The organism is Planctomonas deserti, assembly GCF_003067705.1.
GTDB classification, from domain to species: Bacteria; Actinomycetota; Actinomycetes; order Actinomycetales; family Microbacteriaceae; genus Planctomonas; species Planctomonas deserti.
In genome coordinates this window covers 911127-929460 of the sequence record NZ_QANL01000001.1, presented here as the reverse complement: position 1 = coordinate 929460, position 18334 = coordinate 911127, and the positions used below count along the sequence as shown (strand labels likewise).

Here is an 18334-nt window from a genome sequence, read left to right as displayed (position 1 = left end):
GGATCGGCGGAGTGACCACCTTCGCCCCGGCAGTCGTGACAAAGCCGTGGACCTGCATCCTGTTCGACCTTGACGGCACCATCACGGACTCCGCCTCGGGCATCACCTCGCGCCTCGCCGTGACCCTCGACCGGATGGGGCTGCCCGTCCCTTCGCCCGAGGGCCTGCTGCGCTACGTCGGCCCGCCCATCCTCGACGCCTTCCGCGACTTCGCGGGCATGGACGAGAAGCAGAGCCGTCAGGCACTCAAGATCTACCGTCAGCTCGCACATCAGGACCTGACCGAGGGCATCACCGTGTACCCGGGCATCCCGGAGCTGCTCCGCGACGTGCACCGCGCCGGCATCCCGCTCTCGCTCGCGACGTCGAAGCCCGAGTCGCAGGCGATGCCGATCCTCGAGCACTTCGGTCTCATCCGGCGCTTCACCGAGATCGCCGGCGCCACGGACGACGAGTCGCGGAGCGCGAAGGCCGATGTGGTCGCCGAGGCCCTGCGCCGGCTGCGGGAGAAGCACGTCAGCCTCGAGCGCGTGATCATGGTCGGCGACCGGGAGCACGACGTGCAGGGCGCCGCGGCCCACGACGTGCCGACCATCCACGTCACCTGGGGCTACGGGACGCCGGCGGAGGCCGAGGGCGCCGTCGCGATCGCGCACTCCGTGGACGAGTTGCGCACGCTCCTCCTGTAAGCCGGGCATCGGCTGGCGGCTCTCCACAGGCCGCCGCCGAGGCCGCCCTCGTGTCGGTGGTGGCGGCCAGACTCCTCGCATGACCAAGCGCTCCCCCACCCTCGCTCCGCTCTTCGACGTCTTCTTCCGGGACCAGGTCGACGGCCAGTCCCCCGCCGCCGCATCCCGCACCCGTGCCGTCCGCGCCGACCTCGAGGCCTACCTCGACGAGCATGCGGACGACACCCTGACCACGGGATCGCTCGCCCTCCTGAACGCCGAGCGCCAATTCACGCCGCGCGGCGCGTTCGTGCGCACCATGCATGCCGACGACCTCCTGTTCGCGCTCCCCGGCTACCTCGCGCCCGAGCACCGCCTGCGCACGCCGGCCGCGGCCCGCTCGCAGGTCGTGCTCGTCGGGCGCCTCGCGCAGTGGCTGTGGACCGAGGGCCACCTGCCGCACCAGGGCCTGGAGTGCGGCATCCACGAGCTGGAGGCGGCACTCTCGCGGGCCAGGCGCGAGCTCGCCGCCACGGGCAGGGCACCACGCTGACCCTGGGCTGGCACCTCTCGCTCCCGGGGGCTCGGGCGGATCGTGTCCACCGGGGCTCGCGCCGGGGCGGCTCCGGTCGGATCCGGCGGGGCGATCCCGGTCATGCGAGACAATCGACGGGTGACAGAAGCAACGGATCACGCGTCCCGGCCACCCGCGTCCCCGGCGGACGTGCGCCGGTGGCGACGCTACCTGGCCGACGAGCACGCGGAGGCGGCGGTGTACCGCGACCTCGCCAGCCGCCGCACCGGCGAGGAGCGGGAGATCCTGCTGGAGCTCGCCGAGGCCGAGAAGCGGCACGCCGCGCACTGGATCGAGCTGCTCGGCGACCGCGTCGGCAAGCCCCGTCGCGGTGACATCCGCACCCGGCTGCTCGGCTTCCTCGCCCGCCGCTTCGGCTCCGTCTTCGTGCTCGCGCTCGCGCAGCGCGCCGAGGCCCGCTCACCCTACGAGGCCGACGCGGACGCGACGGATCGCATGGCCGCCGACGAGCGCATCCACGAGGAGGTGCTGCGCGGCCTCGCCACCCGTGGCCGAAACCGACTCTCCGGGACCTTCCGAGCGGCGGTGTTCGGCGCGAACGACGGCCTGGTCAGCAACCTCGCCCTCGTGCTCGGCGTAAGCGCCACCGGTCTGCCGACCCCCGCCGTGCTCGCCACCGGGCTGGCGGGCCTTCTCGCGGGCGCGCTGTCGATGGGCGCGGGCGAGTACGTGTCCGTGCGGTCGCAGCGCGAGCTGCTCGAGGCGTCCACCCCGAATCCCGAGGCGAAGCGGGCGCTGCCCCACCTCGACGTGGACGCGAACGAGCTCACCCTGGTCTACCGCGCCCGCGGCATGAGCCCGGAGGCGGCGCGTGAGCACGCCGCCGAGGTGCTCGCCGACCTGCAGCCCGGGCGTCCCGCCTCCCCCACGGCGCCGATCGCGCTCGTCGACCACGAGGCGATCGGCACCGGCATGAGCGCCGCGGTCTCGAGCTTCTGCTTCTTCGCGTCCGGCGCCGCCATCCCCGTGCTGCCGTACCTCTTCGGCCTGGGCGGGACGCCCGCCGTACTCGTCGCGTCGGTGCTGGTCGGCATCGCGCTGCTCGGCACGGGCGCGGTCGTGGGGCTGCTGTCCGGCGGACCGCCCCTCGCCCGGGCGCTGCGCCAGCTCGCGATCGGCTTCGGAGCGGCGGGCGCCACCTACGCGCTGGGGCTCCTCTTCAACACGACGGTCGCCTAACGGGTTCCGTCCCTTCGACAGGCTCAGGGACCGTGTTCGGCTTCCCGCACCGCTGACGTCGGTCAGCCGGCGTAGCCGAGGGAGGACAGCACCGACCGCGCATAGGTCCCCGGTGGGATGACTCGGCCTCCGGACGCCGACAGGAACTCCTCCAGCTCGGAATCCGAAAGACCGTACAGGCCGGCGTCGGGCCGTCGCGGCAGGAAGCTCGCTTTCGTGACCGTGACCTCCCACGCGTCGTCCATGAGGTCGATGATCGCGTAATGCCCGGCATACCTCCCGCTGGTCAGTGGGGCGACGTGCAGGACGTCCCGCTGCAGGCGCCGGACGGCGACGCGGACAGCCTTCTCGACCGATCGGCCGAAGCTCACCCTCTCGATCACCTCCGTGTTCCAGCGGTTGTAGGCCCAGCCTGCGGCGACAGTGGCAGCAAAGAGGCCGGCCTTCAGCCAGTCGTTCATCGACGCCGCCATGAGTGCCATCACCAATCCGATCCCAGACGCGATGAAGAGCCACCATGTCGGCAATCGCTGCCGCTTCCGTTTCCCCCGCACGTGCTCAAGTGTTATCCCTCGTGCTCGCCAGGTGGGACAGATCTGGCCCGCACGGGGCGGCGGGCGCGCCTACGCTGAAACGCTCCCCCGTTGTTCCGTTAAGGAGTCGTCGTGCCCCTGTCCGCCGTCCTGTTCGACATCGACGGGACCCTCGTCGACTCCAACTACCTGCACGTCGACGCCTGGGAGCGCGCGGCCGCGGACGCGGGCTTCCCCGTGAGCGCCTGGCACCTGCACCGGGCCATCGGGAAGGACTCTGCGATGCTCCTCGAGACGGTCCTCGCCGACGCGACCGACGAGCAGCGCGACCGCGCCAAGGAGCTGCACGCGGAGTACTACCAGGCCCTCGGCCCGCGCCTGAAGGTGCTGCCGGGGGCGCGAGAACTGCTGGCGGCGGTCGCCGAGCGCGGCATGCGGGTCGTGCTCGCCACATCCGCACCCGACGAGGAGCTCGAGCTCCTTCGGGAGGTGCTTGAGGTGGAGGACGCCGTGTGGGCGATGACGTCGTCGTCCGATGTGGAGACCGCCAAGCCCGAGCCGGACGTCGTCGAGGTCGCCCTCGAAAAGGGCGAGACGGACGCCGACGATGCCCTCTTCGTGGGTGACAGCATCTGGGATATCAAGTCCGCCGCGGCAGCGGGCGTCGTGACGATCGGGCTGCGCAGTGGCGGCATCTCCGAGGAGGAGCTGCGCGGCGCCGGCGCGATCGCCGTCTACGACGACCCCGCCGACCTCCTGGCCCACCTGGACGAGAGTCCGCTGGGTCGCTCGGCCTAGATGAGCGAGGCAGCGCCGCACTGGCGGCGTTCCCGCGCCCTCTACTTCACGGGGTCGACCGTCGCCCGCGTGGGCAGTGAGGTGTCCGCTCCCGCCGTGCTGCTGTTCGGCCTCGCCGCGTCGGGGTCAGCCCGCACGGCGGCCCTCCTCTACTCCGCTATCACCGTGGCGGCGGTAGTGGGTGGCCCCCTGCTCGGCCTGCTGCTCGACCGGGCGAAGCGGCCGGGCCTGGTGCTCGCCTTCGCCCTCGGCGCCTACGCCGCCGGGCTCGCGACGATCATCCTGGCGTGGGGCGTGCTGCCCTGGGCCGCCGTGCTCGCCGTCGCCGTGCTGACCGGCCTGTTCGGCCCCGCCACGGCAGGCGGATGGTCGTCGCAGCTCACGCGCATCGTGCCGCGCGATCACCTCCGCTCGGGCAACGCCCTGGACGCCGCGACCTACAACCTCGCCGGACTCCTCGGCCCGGCGGGCGCCGCGGTGATCGCCGGATTGCTCAATGCCACCGCGGCCATGACGGCGGCGGTGGTGCTCATCGTCGCGGCAACCCCCGCCGCCCTGCGGCTCTCGCTCACCGGGGTGCCTCGTGGCCGCCGCACCATCGGGTCTGTTGCCGCCGACCTGGTCGACGGGTTCCGTCCGCTCGTGACCGTGCCCGCGCTCCGTGGGGCGACCCTCGGATCCTGCATCTCCATGGTCGGCTTCGGCATGTTCTTCGTCGCCTGCCCGCTGCTCGGCGAGGCGGTGTTCGGCCGGGCGAGTGACGGAGCCCTTCTGCTGGCGCTCCTCGCCGCGACGGCGCTGCTCGCCACCGTCGCCACGGCCCGCTGGCCGCTCCCGCTGTCCGCGGATCGCACGTTCCTGATCGGTACCGTCGTGATCGGCCTCGGGCTCGCAACCGCCTCGTTCGCGACGACGCCGACCCTGCTCCTCGTGGCCGTCGCCGTCGTCGGCCTGGCGGACGGGCCGCAGCTGGCGGCGCTGTTCAGCATCCGCCACAGGGAGGCGACCTCGGCTAACCGAGGGCAGGTGTTCACGACCGCCTCGAGCCTGAAGATCAGTTGCGCCGCCGCCGGGGGTGCTCTCGCGGGAGTGCTCGCCGAGTATTCCGTCCCCGGCATACTCGTCGCGGCGGCCGCGGCCCAGATAATCGCAGTGGTCGTCTCGGTAGCCGCTGGCATGCCGGTCCGCGCCCCGCGGCCGGGTCACGCGAGCTGAGGCCGCCTTCCTTCCCCTCGGAGCTGTCCGCCCCTGGGCCGCACGCCGACCTCATTCCCCGGCCTCCGTTCGGAATTCAGGCTCAGCTGCGACACGCCGCATTTGGCGGTCTCGAAACGCGGCGTGTCGCAGGACAGCCTGAATTCGGAACACGGCGAGGGCCGGCACCGGACACCGGCATAGGCACCACCCGGCACCCGGACGCACGGGCACCCGGGCGGCACCGGAAGGGGTCAGCGGGCCTCGGTTGCGATCACCGAGAAGTCGTGGTCCCCGAGGCCGGCATCCTGGGCGCGCTGCAGGGCGGCGAGCGCGGTGGTCAGCGCGAGGAGCGGGCGGGGCGACGTGTCGACCATGAGCCGGGCGTCCTTCGCCAGCAGGTCCGCGGAGAACTGGGTGTCGTCAAACTGACCGGTGAGCACGTTCTGGCCCTTCATGCCGGCGATCATGCCGAGGGCCGTGCCCTTTAGCGTGGCGAGGGTCTCCTCCGGGGTGAGTCCCCCGGCGTTGCCCAGGGTCACCGCCTCGACGAGCCCCTGCATTCCGACGGCGAGCGCGAGGTTCGCCACGAGCTTGCCGGTCGCCGCCTTCGCGGGATCGGGGTAGCGCTGCAGGCGCTCCGGGTCCGCCCACAGCCGCACGAGCGGCAGCACACGCTCCACCGCGTCGTCATCGCCGCCGATGACGACGCCGAGCGCTCGATTCCGGGCGGGCGCGAGCGATCCGATCACGGGCGAGTGCACGTAGCGCACGCCGGATGCGCCCGCCCACTGCGCCAGCTCCGCCGCGTCTGCGGGGGCAATCGTCGTGATGTCGAGCCACACCGCGTCCGGGGCGAACGGCAGGTTCCCCTCGGCGACGACCGCGCGCACGGCATCGGGCCCGAACAGCGCCGTGATCACCACCTCCGCCCCGTCGACGGCCTCCGCGGCGGACGCGGCGACTCGGGCGTCCGCCTCACCGAGCTCCTCGGCGGCACCGGCCGTCCTGTTCCAGACGCGCAGGTCGTGGCCGTCGTCGAGCACGTGGCGGGCGAGGATGCGGCCCATGCGGCCGAGTCCGAGGAAAGCGATTCTCAAGGGGTCCTTCTCCAGCGTCGTGGCCGCGGCCGAGGCTCGGGCGCGGATTCGTTCCCACACTAGATCGGGCCCGCCGGAACGTGTCCGACGGGCCCGATCGTTCGTGTCGCCTCGGCGACCCGTGGTGCTACTCCAGCGCGAACAGCGTGTAGGAGTCCGCGTTGTCGGCGTTGATCACGACGCAGTCGATGGACTGCTTCTCGTCCTCGCCGGTCTCGCCGGTGGTGATGAACTTGTCGGCCTGCTGCACCGCGAGCTGCGAGATCAGCACGGCGGGCTGGAGGCCCGTGGCCACGAGCTTGCCCGCCTTGATGGCCTCGACCGCGTCGGGGCTGCCGTCGAAGCCCGCGATCTTGACCTTGTCGAGCAGCCCCGCGGCCTCGACGGCCGCCACCGCGCCCATGGCCATGGTGTCGTTGCCCGCGATGATGCCCTGGATGTTGGAGTCGCGCTGCAGCAGAGTCTCGATCTTGCTGAACGCCTCGTCCTGGCTCCAGTTGGCCGTCTCCTTGGCCACCGACACGAGGTTCGGGTACTGGGAGATGACGCTCGCGTAGGCCTCGGAGCGCACGCCGGCGTTGGTGTCGGACTCCTTGCCGGTCAGCTCGATGTAGTTGCCGCCCTCGGGAAGCGCGGCCACGAACTCCTCGGCGACGGCCGCGGCGCCCTGCGCGTTGTTCGCGACGATCTGCGCCTCCGCGATGCCGGTCTCGTTGATCTCCCGGTCGATGAGGAAGACGGGGATGCCGGCGTCCTTCGCCTTCTGGACCGGGCCGATCGAGGCGTCGGCGCCCGCGTTGTCGAGCACGATGGCGGCCGCGTCCTGGCTGATGGCCGCGTCCACGAGCTCGCTCTGCTTGTTCGGGTCGTCGTCGTGCGACGCCACGGACGTCTCGTAGCCGAGCTTCTCCGCCTCAGCCTTGGCCGCGTCGGCCTCGGCCTTGAAGAACGGGTTCTCTTGCGACGGGGTGATGATGGCGATGAGGCCGCCGCCCGCGCTCTCCTCGCCGCCGCCTGCGTCGCCGCCCCCGCCGCCGGAGTCGCCGCCGCTCGAGCATCCGACGAGCGCGACCGCGGCGATGCTTGCGGTCGCCAGTGCCGCGTAGATCTTCCTTCTGAGCATGTGTGGCTGCCTTTCTGGTTCTCTCGGTGCCGGGCGACGTCCTTGCCGCTCGGGTGGTGCCTCGGTCAGGGGGTCCGTGCGGGCTCCCGGCCGGAGGTGGGAGCCGCGGCGTCGCCGCCGGGTGTGGTCGGCCCCTGGGTCTTGCTCGCCGCGGCGAGCGCTGCGTTCTTGGAGCCCGTGATGCGCTGCTGGGCCTGGTCGAGCACGACGGCCAGCACGATGACGGCGCCCTTGATGGTGATCTGCCAGAAGGTCGAGACGCCGACGATCACGAGGCCGTCGCTCAGGAAGCCGATCACGAAGGCGCCGAGCAGCACGCCGCGCACGTTGCCCCGGCCGCCGGTCAGGGCGGCGCCGCCGATCACGACGGCCGCGATCGCGTTGAGCTCGAAGCTCTCGCCGGTCTGCGGCGCGGCCGCGGTGAGCTCGGACGAGATGATGAGCCCGGCCACCGCGGCGCAGAACCCGCTGATCATGTAGACGCAGAGCTTTACGCGGCGCACGGGCACGCCCGCGAGCTCCGCCGCCCGCTCGTTGCCGCCGGTCGCGTAGACCCAGCGGCCGAACGGCGTCTTCCGCAGCACGAACAGCGCGATGAGCGCGAACACGAGCATGATCCAGATCGCCATCGGGATGCCGAGCAGCCGGCCGCCACCGATGAGGCCGAAGCCGGTGTTGCCGTACTCCGGGTTCCCGCCGAGGCGGGGGTAGGTCGACCCGTTGGAGATCAGCAGCGCGGCGCCGCGCGCGACGTACAGCGTGCCGAGCGTCGCGATGAAGGGGGCGACGTTGAAGCGCGTCACCAGCACGCCGTTCAGGAATCCGACGAGCGTGCCGACGAGGAGCGAGCACAGCACGACGACCCAGACGGCGGGGTAGAGCACCACGTCGAAGGCGTCGAGCCGCAGCCCTTGCAGCAGCACGCCCGCGACGACGCCGGAGAGGCCGACGATGGAGCCGACGGAGAGGTCGATGCCGCCCTTCAGGATCACGAACAGCATGCCGAGTGCGAGGATCGCGTTCATCGCCACGTGCTTCGTCATGGTGATCACGTTGTTGAGGGTGAGGAAGGAGTCGGACAGCAGCGAGAAGATGATGATGAGGACGATGAGCGCGATGAACGCCCTGCCCTCGAGCAGCACGCTCGCCACGTCCACCCGGCGCTTGGGTGCCGGTACCGCCTGGTTCGGGCTCGCTGTGCCGGTCACTGTGCCGCTCCTGTCTCTTGTTCCACGTTCTCGCCGCTCGCCACCATGACGTCCTCGCGGAGGGCGGTGCGGGTGTCGAACTCCCGCACGATGCGCCCCTTGGACAGCACGAGGATGCGGTTCGAGGCGCCGAGCGCCTCGCCGATCTCGCTCGTCGCGAAGAGCACCCCGAGGCCGCGCCTCGCCTCCCGCGCCATAAGGGCGAAGATCTCGGCCTTCGCGCCGACGTCGATGCCGCGCGTCGGCTCATCGAGCAGCAGAACGTCCGGCTCCGTCATCAGCACCTTGGCGATCACGACCTTCTGCTGATTGCCGCCGCTCAGCGACGTGATCGCCGCCGACGGACCCGCCGTCTTCACCCGCACGTCCGAGACGCCGCGCTCGACCGCGGAGCGTTCGCGGGGACGGGACACGATGAGCCCGCGCACGAACGCGAGCAGCGAGGCGAGCGACATGTTCTGGCCGACGGACATCGTCTGCACGAGGCCGTCCCGCTGCCTGTCCTCCGGCACGAGCGCGAGGCCGAGCCGGATGCGCTCGGCGATGGTCTGGCGGTGCACCCTGGTGCCCTTGACGGTGACGTCCCCGGTGAGCAGCGGCAGCCGCCCCGCGAGTGCCTCGAGCAGCTCCGTGCGCCCGGCGCCCATGAGGCCGTAGAGGCACACGACCTCGCCCGCGCGCACCTGAAGACTCAGCCGGTCGACGCTCAGCCGGGACGAGTTGGTGGGATCCGCGACGCTCACACCCTCGAGCGTGAGGACGGGCTCCCCGAACTCCTCGCGCAGGTCGGGATTCAGGTCGCCCGCGCTGCGTCCGACCATGTTGGCGATGACCCAGTTGATGTCGATGTCGCCGGCGTCGCCGCGGGCCACGAGCTCCCCGTCGCGGAACACGACGGCGTGGTCGGCGATCTCGAGCGCCTCCTCGAGGTGGTGGGAGATGTAGACGATGGCGACGCCCTCGGCCGTGAGCTCGCGGATCACGCCGAAGAGCACCTCGACCTCGCTGCCGCTCAGGGCGGAGGTCGGCTCGTCCATGATGAGGACGCGGGCCTCGCCGGCCAGGGCCCGGGCGATCTCGACGACCTGCTGCTGACCGAGCCGCAGCGCGGAGACGAGCGTGCGCGGATCGATGGCCTCCTCGAGCCGCTCGAGCAGGCGTGCGGTCTGCGCGTTCTGCTCGCGGTCGTCGACGACGAGTCCGCCGCGGGCGAGCTCCCGGCCCATGAAGATGTTGTCCCGCACGCTGAGATTCGGGCAGAGGCTCAGCTCCTGGTGGATGATCGCGATGCCGCGGGCCGCCGCGTCGACCGAGTTCCGCAGCACAACGGGCTCGCCGTCGAGCTCGAGGACCCCGGCCGTCGGTCGTTCCACGCCGCTCAGGATCTTCATGAGCGTGGACTTGCCCGCCCCGTTCTCCCCGAACAGCACGGTCACGGCGCCGCGCCGGACCTCGAAGTCCACGCCCTTCAACGCCCGCGTCGCGCCGTACGTCTTCGTGATGCCCACGGCCCGCATCACGACCTCGCCGGTCACTGCTGCACCTCGATGGACACGGGCACGACCGAGACCAGCTGGGGGTTCACGCGCAGGAACGCCCCGGTCACGGTCACCGTCTTCCCCGCGGCGGCGGCCGCATCGAAGTCTGCGAGCACCTCCTCGCGGACGCGGTTGTTGAGCTCGGTTGCAACCTGCTGGTACTCGAGCTGGTTCGTAAACTCGTTGAACGAGACCGTGCCGCTGACGTCCCGCAGCGCGGTGCCGTTCAGGGCGGGCCCGATCTGGATCTGCACCACGGTGCCCTCCGGCATCCCGTCCACGGTCACGGGAAGCACGGGCGGCGTCGCGGCCCCGGCGACACCGGTGACGGTCACGGGGAACGCGAAGGCGCTGCTGGCACCGGACGTGTTGCCCAGCTCGGCCTCGTCGGCGCCGCCCTCCAGCTGCGTGACCAGCCCGGGGAGCTCGACGGCGTTGTCCTCGACGTAAGCAGCGATCTCGTCGTACCGCTCGGCGGCGTAGTCCACGGGGTCGAAGTCGCCCTGCTCCGCTGCGGCGACCTCCTCGGTGCTGACGACCTTCACGCTCATCGCGGCGAAGACCAGCACGGCGACGGCCAGGACCGTCAGCACCATCCACGCGCGCAGCCGGGGGCGGGCCTGGGTACCGGTCATCGTCGTCGCTCCTTTGCTGACGTGCAGGGGCCGCGGCGACGTGCGCGCCTGGGCTGAAGCGTTTCACCGCGAGAGGTGGAACGGGCAGCGCCATACTCCCAGCGCGCCCCAATCCTGTCAACCGGTTCACCAATTTGGTTCACGGGCAGGACCGGGGCGGGCGGAGGAGACACGGAACGAGCGGCGGCCAACGCGGTCCGGGCAGCAAAAAAGGCTCCCGATGCTTCGGGAGCCTTTTCGTGGTGCGCGAGGGGGGACTTGAACCCCCATGCCCTCACGGGCACACGGACCTGAACCGTGCGCGTCTGCCAATTTCGCCACTCGCGCGTGACCAGGAAGGAGATTAGCACGACCGGCCGGATCGGCCGTAATCGCGCGGGACGCGCACCTCTACATAGGCGTCGAGGACGACCCGCCGCCGCCTCCGGCCCACCCCCGGCCGACCCGCGCGGCGGCCGCCGGACGAGGCCGCACAGAGCGCGGCGGGGCCGCCATTCAACGGCTCTCCACACGACCCGGCTAACATTCTGGTAGCCATCGCACAGATCGGGACAGCATTGGGCATTCTGGACAGCTTTGAGAAAGGTCTCGAGCGCGCCGTCAACGGCGCCTTCGCGAAGACCTTCAAGTCCGGTCTGCAGCCCCTCGAGATCACCGCGGCGCTCCGTCGCGAGCTCGATACGAAGGCGGCCGTGGTGGACCGCGACCGCATCCTCGTGCCCAACCGCTTCACCGCCCGCATGTCCGAGCCGGACTACGAGCGCATGACCGGGCTCGGCGAGGCGCTGAAGGACGAGCTGATCCAGGCCACCCAACGGCACGCGACCGCGCAGGGGTACCAGTTCCCCGGCGGCATCTCCATCGCCTTCCGCCGCGACGGGTCGCTGCCCGAAGGGGTACTCGCCCTCGACTCGGAGAGCGTCAAGGGCACCGTCGCCTGGAACGCCGTGCTCGACATCGGCGGCAAGCGGCACCGCCTGACGAAGCCCCGCACGGTCATCGGGCGCGGCAGCGACGCCGACATCCCGGTGGACGACACCGGCATCTCGCGCAAGCATGTCGAGATCAGCTGGGACGGCAGCCGCGCGCAGGTGACGGACCTCGGCTCGACGAACGGGTCGAAGCTCAACGGCGAGCGCGTGAACCGCGCCACCCTCACGCCGGACTCCGTCATCCAGATCGGCCGCACGACCATCGTCTTCCGCCTGCTGCCCGAGGCATCCGAGGACCGGAGCTCCGTCGACGACGCCACCCGGCGGCACGACGGATTCTGGGGAGTGTCGTGAACGGCGAGCTCACCCTCCTCCTCCTGCGGCTCGCGTTCCTCACCCTGCTGTGGCTGTTCGTGTTCGGCGTCGTCTACGCGCTCCGCACCGACCTCTTCGGGCAGCGCGTGCGCCGCATGCCTGCCGACCAGGCGCAGCAGCAGGTAGCCGCGGCGCCCGCGCCGCAAGTCTCGCCGTTCCAGACGGCACCGGGCAGGCCCGCCCCGGCGCGGCAGTCCGCGCCCATCTCCAGCCTGCCCGACGGGCCGAACACGTCCCGGCCCGGCCACGAGGCACCCATCAAGGCGACGACGACGAGCGCGCGCCGCATCGTCATCACGGGCGGACCGCGCGCCGGCCTGGAGATCGCCCTGCAGCCCGAGCCGCTCACCATCGGCCGCTCGAGCGAATCCGGCCTCGTCATCCGTGACGACTACACCTCGACCCACCACGCCCGGCTCCTGCTCTGGAACGACGAGTGGATGATCCAGGACCTCGACTCGACGAACGGAACGTTCCTCGCCGGCAAGCGCGTGCACGCGCCCGTGCAGGTCCCGCTCAACACGCCGATCAAGGTCGGCGCCACGACGTTCGAGCTCCGGCGGTAGGTGGATGGCGACAACCACGAAGGCCGCAGCCGTATCCCACGTCGGCAAAGTCCGATCGAACAACCAGGATTCCGGCTTCGCGGGCCGCCAGCTCTTCGTCGTCGCCGACGGCATGGGCGGGCACGCGGGCGGTGACGTGGCCTCCGCCATCGCCGTGACGCGCATCCGCGACATCGACGGCACGCAGTTCGCGACGGCCGCCGACGCCGAGACCGCGCTGCGGACCGCGCTCATGGCCGCGAACTCGGTGATCGCCGAGACCGTGTACGAGCACCCCGAGCTCACCGGCATGGGCACGACCGTGAGCGCCATCCTCCGGGTCGGCGACACGGTGGCCCTCGCGCACATCGGCGACTCCCGCATCTACCTCTGGCGCGACGACGAGCTCATTCAGGTCACGAGCGACCACACCTTCGTGCAGCGCCTCGTCGACAGCGGCCGCATCACCCCGGAGGAGGCGCTGACCCACCCGAGACGCTCCGTGCTCATGCGTGTGCTCGGCGACGTCGACGCCCACCCGGAGGTGGACACGCGCCTGCTCGACACCCGGCCCGGCGATCGCTGGCTGCTCTGCTCGGACGGCCTCAGCAGCTACGTGTCCGAGGAGCTCATCACCCGCACGCTCGCCGCCGGCCTCGACACCTACGAGACGGCGGAGCAGCTGGTCCGGCTCTCCCTCGACCACGGCGCCCCCGACAACGTGACCGTCGTGCTCGTCGACATGCACGACGGCGGCGTCGCGGGCAGCCCCACGTTGACGGTCGGCTCCGCGTCCGCGCCCATCGCGTTCGACAGCGAGTCCGGCCGCCGGCCGGTGCGCCTGCCGAACCTGCTGCTGCACCCCCTCCGCGTCACGGGCGTGCGGCAGACCCAGTTCGAGCCGGAGTCCGACGAGTACCTCGAGGCGCTCATCGCCGAGGACAGGCGCCGGGCCCTCCGCCGCAAGATCACCTGGTCGGTCGGCATCGTCATCATCGCCATCGCGATCCTGATCGCCGTGATCTTCGGCTACCAGTGGACCCAGAGCCGCTACTACGTCGGGGTCACCGACGGCACCGTCGCCATCTACCGCGGGGTGCAGCAGGGAATCGGACCGATCCCCCTGTCGAGCGTCCACGAGATCACCGACGTGCAGCTGGATGATCTCGGGGCGTTCTACCAGGGGCAGGTCGAGCGCACGATCAACGCCGACTCCCTGCGCGAGGCGGAGGAGATCGTGGAGCGACTTCGGACGGACGCCGATGAGTGAGGCCGTGACCGAGATGATCTCCCGGGACCAGCAGCGGCCCGTGGACAAGGCCGCGTCGGTCAACGTGCCGCGCCGGCTCCGCAACCTGGAACTGGTGCTCGTGCTCTTCGCGTCCGCCATCAACGGCGGCGCCCTCTACCTGGTGCAGCTCGGCGCGATCGGGGCCTTCGACTCGAGCTTCTTCCTGCCCGCCATGGGCCTCGCCGTGCTCGTCCTCGGCATGCACGTCGCGCTGCGCTTCATCGCGCCGCACGCCGATCCGTTCATCCTGCCCATCGCGACGCTGCTGAACGGCCTCGGCATCGCCGGCATCTACCGCCTCGACCTCGCCTACGGCGTCGCGGGCTGGGAGAGCGTCGCCGTGCGGCAGGTGGTCTGGACCGGCCTCGCCATCGCCGTGGCCATCACGGTGCTCGTGATGCTGCGGAACCACCGCGTGCTGCAGCGCTACCGCTACAGCGCGATGTTCGTGGGCCTGCTCCTGCTCCTGCTGCCGATGCTTCCGCTCATCGGCCGGGAGATCAACGGCGCCCGGGTCTGGATCGGCATCGGCTCCTTCTCGTTCCAGCCGGGCGAGATCGCGAAGATCGCGCTGGCCGTCTTCTTCGCCGGTTACCTGGTGACCGCCCGCGACTCGCTCTCGATGGTGGGGGCGAAGTTTCTCGGGATGCGCTTCCCGCGCGTGCGCGACCTCGGGCCCATCCTGGTCATCTGGGCCGCCGCGATGGCGGTGCTCGTGTTCCAGCGCGACCTCGGCACCTCGCTGCTGTACTTCGGCCTGTTCGTCGTGATGATCTACGTCGCCACCGGGCGACTCAGCTGGGTGCTGCTCGGCCTGCTGCTCTTCGTCGGGGGCGCGATGGCCGCCGCGCAGCTCGGCTACGTCGGCGGCCGCCTGAACGCCTGGCTCACGCCGTTCGACCAGTCCGTGTACGACGCGCAGGGCGGCAGCTACCAGCTGGTCACCGGGTTGTTCGGCCTCGCGCACGGCGGTCTCATCGGCACCGGTCTCGGCCAGGGCATGCCCAACGTCACGCCCCTCGCCAACAGCGACTTCATCATCGCCAGCCTCGGCGAGGAGCTCGGCCTCGCCGGCGTGTTCGCGATCCTGGCGCTCTACCTCCTCTTCGTCTCGCGCGGTTTCCGCATCGGCTTCGCCGGTCAGGACGACTTCGGCAAGCTGCTCAGCATCGGGCTGTCGTTCGTGGTCGCCCTGCAGGTCTTCATCGTCATCGGCGGCGTCACCCGGGTGATCCCGCTCACGGGCCTCACCACGCCGTTCATGGCGGCGGGCGGCTCGTCGCTGCTGGCGAACTGGATCATCGCCGCGGTCCTCCTGCGACTGTCGGACACCGTGCGCAATCAGCCCCGGGTGGTGGTGCAGTAGTGAATCGGGAACTCAAGCGGGTGAGCGGCGTCGTGCTGCTGATGTTCCTCGCCCTGTTCGTCTCGACGACGGCGATCCAGGTGTTCCAGGCCGACAACCTCCGGCAGGACGACCGCAACCGGCGCGCGCTGCTGGAGAGCTACTCGACCGAGCGCGGGCAGATCCTCGTGGACGGCCAGGCGATCGCCCAGTCCCAGCCCGCCGAGGACCAGTACAAGTTCCAGCGCACCTATGCCGCCGGCGACCTGTACTCGGCCGTCACCGGCTACTTCACGCTCGGCCAGGGCTCGTCGGGCCTCGAGGATGCGCTCAACAACGAGCTGAGCGGAACGGCGAACACGCAGTTCCTCGACGGCATCAACCGCCTGATCACCGGGCAGGACCCGAAGGGCGCCTCCGTCGAGCTGACCATCGACCCCGCCGCGCAGCAGGCCGCGTTCGACGCGCTCGGCAACAACTCGGGTGCCGTCGTCGCGATCGCGCCGAAGACGGGCGCCATCCTCGCCATGGTGTCGAAGCGGTCCTACGACCCGAATCTCCTCGCCGTGCACGACCCCGACCAGGTGCTCTCCGCCTACCGATCGCTCGAGTCGGACCCGGCCGAGCCGCTGCAGAACCGCGCGATCGCCGGCGACCTGAACCCGCCCGGCTCCGTGTTCAAGCTCGTGGTCACGGCGGCCGCGCTCGAGAGCGGCGAATACACGCCGGACAGCACCTTCCCCAACCCGCCGACCTTCACGCTGCCCGGCACGGAGTCCGTCGTCACCAACTCCGGCGAGGGCGCCTGCGGCAGCCAGGAGACCGTCACGCTCAGCGACGCGCTCCGCCTCTCCTGCAACATCCCGTTCAGCGAGCTCGGCATCTCGATGGGCGACGGGACGATCCGGGACATGGCGGAGCAGTTCGGCTTCAACCAGTCCGTGGACGTTCCCATGGCCTCGACGCCGAGCGTGTACCCGACCGACGACCTCGGCGACGCGGAGACGGCGCTGACCGCGTTCGGCCAGCAGAACGTCCGCGCGACGCCCCTGCAGATCGCGATGGTGTCCGCGGGCATCGCCAACGGTGGCGACGTCATGCGGCCGACCCTCGTGGAGAGCGTGCTCGCTCCCGACCTGCGCGAGATCCGTGGCCTCGATCCGAGCGTGTTCGGCTCGCCGATCGGGGAGGACACGGCCGCCACGTTGACCCAGCTCATGGTCAACAACGTCGAGAACGGCGTGGCAAGCAATGCAAGAATAGGAGGCGTCAGCGTGGCCGGTAAGACAGGAACAGCGGAGAACGGTACGGGCGAGCCCTACAGCCTCTGGTTCACCGGATTCGCCCCGGCTGACGATCCCGAGGTCGCGGTGGCCGTGGTGGTCGAGAACGGCGGCGGTCAAGGACAGTCCGGCAGGGGCAACACCCTCGCCGCGCCGATCGCGAAGCGAGTACTAGAGGCGGTGCTGAACAAATGAGACCCGGCAGCGGGGTCACCTTCGGTGGTCGGTACGAGCTCGGCAATCGCATCGCCATCGGCGGCATGGGCGAGGTCTGGGAGGCCGTCGACCGCGTCATCGGGCGCACGGTGGCCATCAAGATTCTCAAGGACGAGTACCTGGGCGACCCCGGGTTCCTGGAGCGGTTCCGCGCCGAGGCGCGTCACGCCGCCCTGGTGAACCACGAGGGCATCGCGAACGTCTTCGACTACGGCGAGGAGGAGGGCAGCGCCTTCCTCGTGATGGAGCTCGTGCCCGGCGAGGCACTCTCGACCATCCTCGAGCGGGAGCGGGTGCTCTCCACCGACAAGGTGCTCGACATCATCGCCCAGACGGCGTCCGCTCTGCAGGCGGCCCACGCGGCGGGGCTCGTGCACCGCGACATCAAGCCCGGCAACCTGTTGATCACGCCGGACGGCCGAGTGAAGATCACCGACTTCGGCATCGCCCGCATCGCCGACCAGGTGCCGCTGACCGCGACCGGTCAGGTCATGGGCACGGTGCAGTACCTCTCGCCCGAGCAGGCGAGCGGGCACCCCGCGTCGCCCTCCACCGACATCTATTCGCTCGGCATCGTCGCCTACGAGTGCCTGGCCGGCCGGCGCCCCTTCACGGGTGAGTCGCAGGTGGCCATCGCCATGGCGCAGATCAACGAGCAGCCGCCGGACCTCCCCGTCACCGTGCCGGACCCGGTGCGCAGGCTCGTGCTGTCCTGCATCGCGAAGAAGCCGGCCGACCGGCCTGCCTCGGCCGCCCACCTCTCGCGGGCCGCTCAGGCGCTTCGCCGCGGGGACGTGTCGGCCGCGGCCGCCTCGGTGCCCGCCGTGCTGGCCGCCGCGACGTCGACCGCCGCCACGAGCATCCTCCCCGCCACCTCGGCGTACGGGGCGACTCAGGCCACGACGGTGCTGCCGAGCAGCGCGGCCGTGCCGACGCCGCCCACCGCGACCGCGGTCGCCCCGGTGCAGCAGGAGCGGCGCAACCGGAACTTGTGGCTGATCGTCACGCTGATCGTGCTCGCCGCCGGCGCCCTCGTGGTCGGCGTGCTCGCCCTGCTCTCGAACCAGAACGACGACCCGACCGCGGCACCGAACCCGTCGGAGAGCGCGTCGACGGAGCCGAGCACCGAGCCGAGCACGACGCCCAGCACGACGCCGGAGCCCACTCCGTCGGCCACGAGCAACACCGTCGCCATCGACCTCGCGGACTACCAGGGCCGCAGCGGCGAGGAGGTCGGGGCGGAGCTCGAGGCGCTCGGGCTGGTGCCGCGCATCGAGAACGGCAACGCGGCGACCGCCGAGGACGAGGAGGGGCTGGTCTACCAGATCAACCCCCGCGGCAACGTGCAGAAGGGCACGACGGTTGTCGTGACGGTCTTCGCGCCGGTCACCCAGCCGACGCCGCCGACTGCCGCCCCCACCGCGTCCCAGACGACGATCACCGAGGGTGACGACGTCGACATCAGCTGGCCCGCGTACAGCTGCCCTCCTGGCACGACCGTGGCGGGCTACGCCGTCGCCGTCGAGCCGGCGAACGGCGTGACGTTCGACCCGCAGAACCCGACGCGGCCCGACGCCACGTCGGTCACCGTGCTCGGCCTCCCGGCCGGTGAGTCCCGCATCTCCTACCAGGCGCTCTGCGGCGAGAACGAGTCGGGTTACTCCCCGGCCGTCACGGTCACCGTCGAGGCCCGGGAGGAGCCGACCGAGGGCGAGGACGAGGGCACCGGCGATGAGGGCGGCGACGGCTCGGGCGAGGGAAACGGGAACGGCTAAC

17 protein-coding genes and 1 tRNA gene are annotated in these 18334 nt (G+C 71.0%); 11 read left to right on the top strand and 7 right to left on the bottom strand.

The window, feature by feature from the left end:
- Positions 1-11: 11 nt before the first annotated feature.
- The 3 genes from DAI20_RS04270 (at position 12) to DAI20_RS04255 (ending at position 2442) form a co-directional block, all read left to right on the top strand.
- Positions 12-689, top strand: a complete 678-nt coding sequence (locus DAI20_RS04270) for an HAD hydrolase-like protein (RefSeq protein ID WP_240605863.1) — start codon at positions 12-14, stop codon at positions 687-689.
- A 79-nt stretch (positions 690-768) separates the two neighbouring features.
- A complete protein-coding gene (locus tag DAI20_RS04260) occupies positions 769-1221 on the top strand; it encodes a hypothetical protein (RefSeq protein WP_108249275.1) in 453 nt (150 codons plus the stop codon).
- Positions 1222-1323: 102 nt separating this feature from the next.
- Positions 1324-2442 (top strand): VIT1/CCC1 transporter family protein, encoded by a 1119-nt coding sequence (locus DAI20_RS04255; RefSeq protein WP_108249739.1) that lies wholly within the window; start codon positions 1324-1326, stop codon positions 2440-2442.
- Between the two features lie 62 nt (positions 2443-2504).
- Here DAI20_RS04255 and DAI20_RS04250 read toward each other — a convergent pair whose 3' ends face one another.
- Positions 2505-2924 carry a hypothetical protein gene (locus DAI20_RS04250; protein WP_159084906.1) on the bottom strand — a complete coding sequence of 140 codons (420 nt, stop codon included), beginning with the start codon at positions 2922-2924 and terminating at the stop codon, positions 2505-2507.
- A gap of 183 nt (positions 2925-3107) precedes the next feature.
- Between DAI20_RS04250 and DAI20_RS04245 the strand changes: the two genes are divergently transcribed.
- Positions 3108-3773, top strand: coding sequence for an HAD family hydrolase (locus DAI20_RS04245; protein ID WP_108249273.1), 666 nt, complete (start codon positions 3108-3110; stop codon positions 3771-3773).
- A complete protein-coding gene (locus DAI20_RS04240) occupies positions 3774-4988 on the top strand; it encodes an MFS transporter (RefSeq protein ID WP_108249272.1) in 1215 nt (404 codons plus the stop codon).
- Positions 4989-5221: 233 nt separating this feature from the next.
- Here DAI20_RS04240 and DAI20_RS04235 read toward each other — a convergent pair whose 3' ends face one another.
- The 6 genes from DAI20_RS04235 to DAI20_RS04210 all read right to left on the bottom strand — a co-directional run bounded on the left by DAI20_RS04235 (position 5222) and on the right by DAI20_RS04210 (position 10898).
- Positions 5222-6067, bottom strand: a complete 846-nt coding sequence (locus tag DAI20_RS04235) for an NAD(P)-dependent oxidoreductase (RefSeq protein ID WP_108249271.1) — start codon at positions 6065-6067, stop codon at positions 5222-5224.
- A 127-nt stretch (positions 6068-6194) separates the two neighbouring features.
- A complete protein-coding gene (locus tag DAI20_RS04230; protein WP_108249270.1) occupies positions 6195-7190 on the bottom strand; it encodes a D-ribose ABC transporter substrate-binding protein in 996 nt (331 codons plus the stop codon).
- A 65-nt stretch (positions 7191-7255) separates the two neighbouring features.
- Positions 7256-8398, bottom strand: coding sequence for an ABC transporter permease (locus tag DAI20_RS04225; RefSeq protein ID WP_108249269.1), 1143 nt, complete (start codon positions 8396-8398; stop codon positions 7256-7258).
- Entirely contained in the window at positions 8395-9933 is a 1539-nt protein-coding gene (locus DAI20_RS04220; protein ID WP_240605862.1) for a sugar ABC transporter ATP-binding protein, read from the bottom strand. The genes DAI20_RS04225 and DAI20_RS04220 overlap by 4 nt, the downstream gene beginning before the upstream one ends.
- A complete protein-coding gene (locus tag DAI20_RS04215) occupies positions 9930-10571 on the bottom strand; it encodes a DUF2291 family protein (protein WP_108249268.1) in 642 nt (213 codons plus the stop codon). The genes DAI20_RS04220 and DAI20_RS04215 overlap by 4 nt, the downstream gene beginning before the upstream one ends.
- Before the next feature lie 240 nt (positions 10572-10811).
- A tRNA-Leu gene (locus tag DAI20_RS04210) sits at positions 10812-10898 on the bottom strand.
- Between the two features lie 230 nt (positions 10899-11128).
- Here DAI20_RS04210 and DAI20_RS04205 point away from each other — a divergent pair.
- The 6 genes from DAI20_RS04205 to DAI20_RS04180 are packed head-to-tail and all read left to right on the top strand — an operon-like array spanning position 11129 to position 18333.
- Positions 11129-11857, top strand: a complete 729-nt coding sequence (locus DAI20_RS04205; RefSeq protein WP_108249267.1) for an FHA domain-containing protein — start codon at positions 11129-11131, stop codon at positions 11855-11857.
- Positions 11854-12444, top strand: coding sequence for an FHA domain-containing protein FhaB/FipA (locus DAI20_RS04200; RefSeq protein WP_240605861.1), 591 nt, complete (start codon positions 11854-11856; stop codon positions 12442-12444). The genes DAI20_RS04205 and DAI20_RS04200 overlap by 4 nt, the downstream gene beginning before the upstream one ends.
- Before the next feature lie 4 nt (positions 12445-12448).
- Positions 12449-13693 carry a Stp1/IreP family PP2C-type Ser/Thr phosphatase gene (locus DAI20_RS04195; RefSeq protein ID WP_108249265.1) on the top strand — a complete coding sequence of 415 codons (1245 nt, stop codon included), beginning with the start codon at positions 12449-12451 and terminating at the stop codon, positions 13691-13693.
- A gap of 13 nt (positions 13694-13706) precedes the next feature.
- Positions 13707-15080 (top strand): FtsW/RodA/SpoVE family cell cycle protein, encoded by a 1374-nt coding sequence (locus DAI20_RS04190; protein WP_240605929.1) that lies wholly within the window; start codon positions 13707-13709, stop codon positions 15078-15080.
- The gene (locus tag DAI20_RS04185) at positions 15080-16537 is read left to right on the top strand and encodes a peptidoglycan D,D-transpeptidase FtsI family protein (protein ID WP_108249263.1); all 1458 of its coding nucleotides are present in this window, start codon (positions 15080-15082) and stop codon (positions 16535-16537) included. The genes DAI20_RS04190 and DAI20_RS04185 overlap by 1 nt, the downstream gene beginning before the upstream one ends.
- Positions 16534-18333 carry a protein kinase domain-containing protein gene (locus tag DAI20_RS04180; RefSeq protein ID WP_108249262.1) on the top strand — a complete coding sequence of 600 codons (1800 nt, stop codon included), beginning with the start codon at positions 16534-16536 and terminating at the stop codon, positions 18331-18333. Before DAI20_RS04185 ends, DAI20_RS04180 begins: the two co-directional genes overlap by 4 nt.
- Position 18334 lies beyond the last annotated feature (1 nt).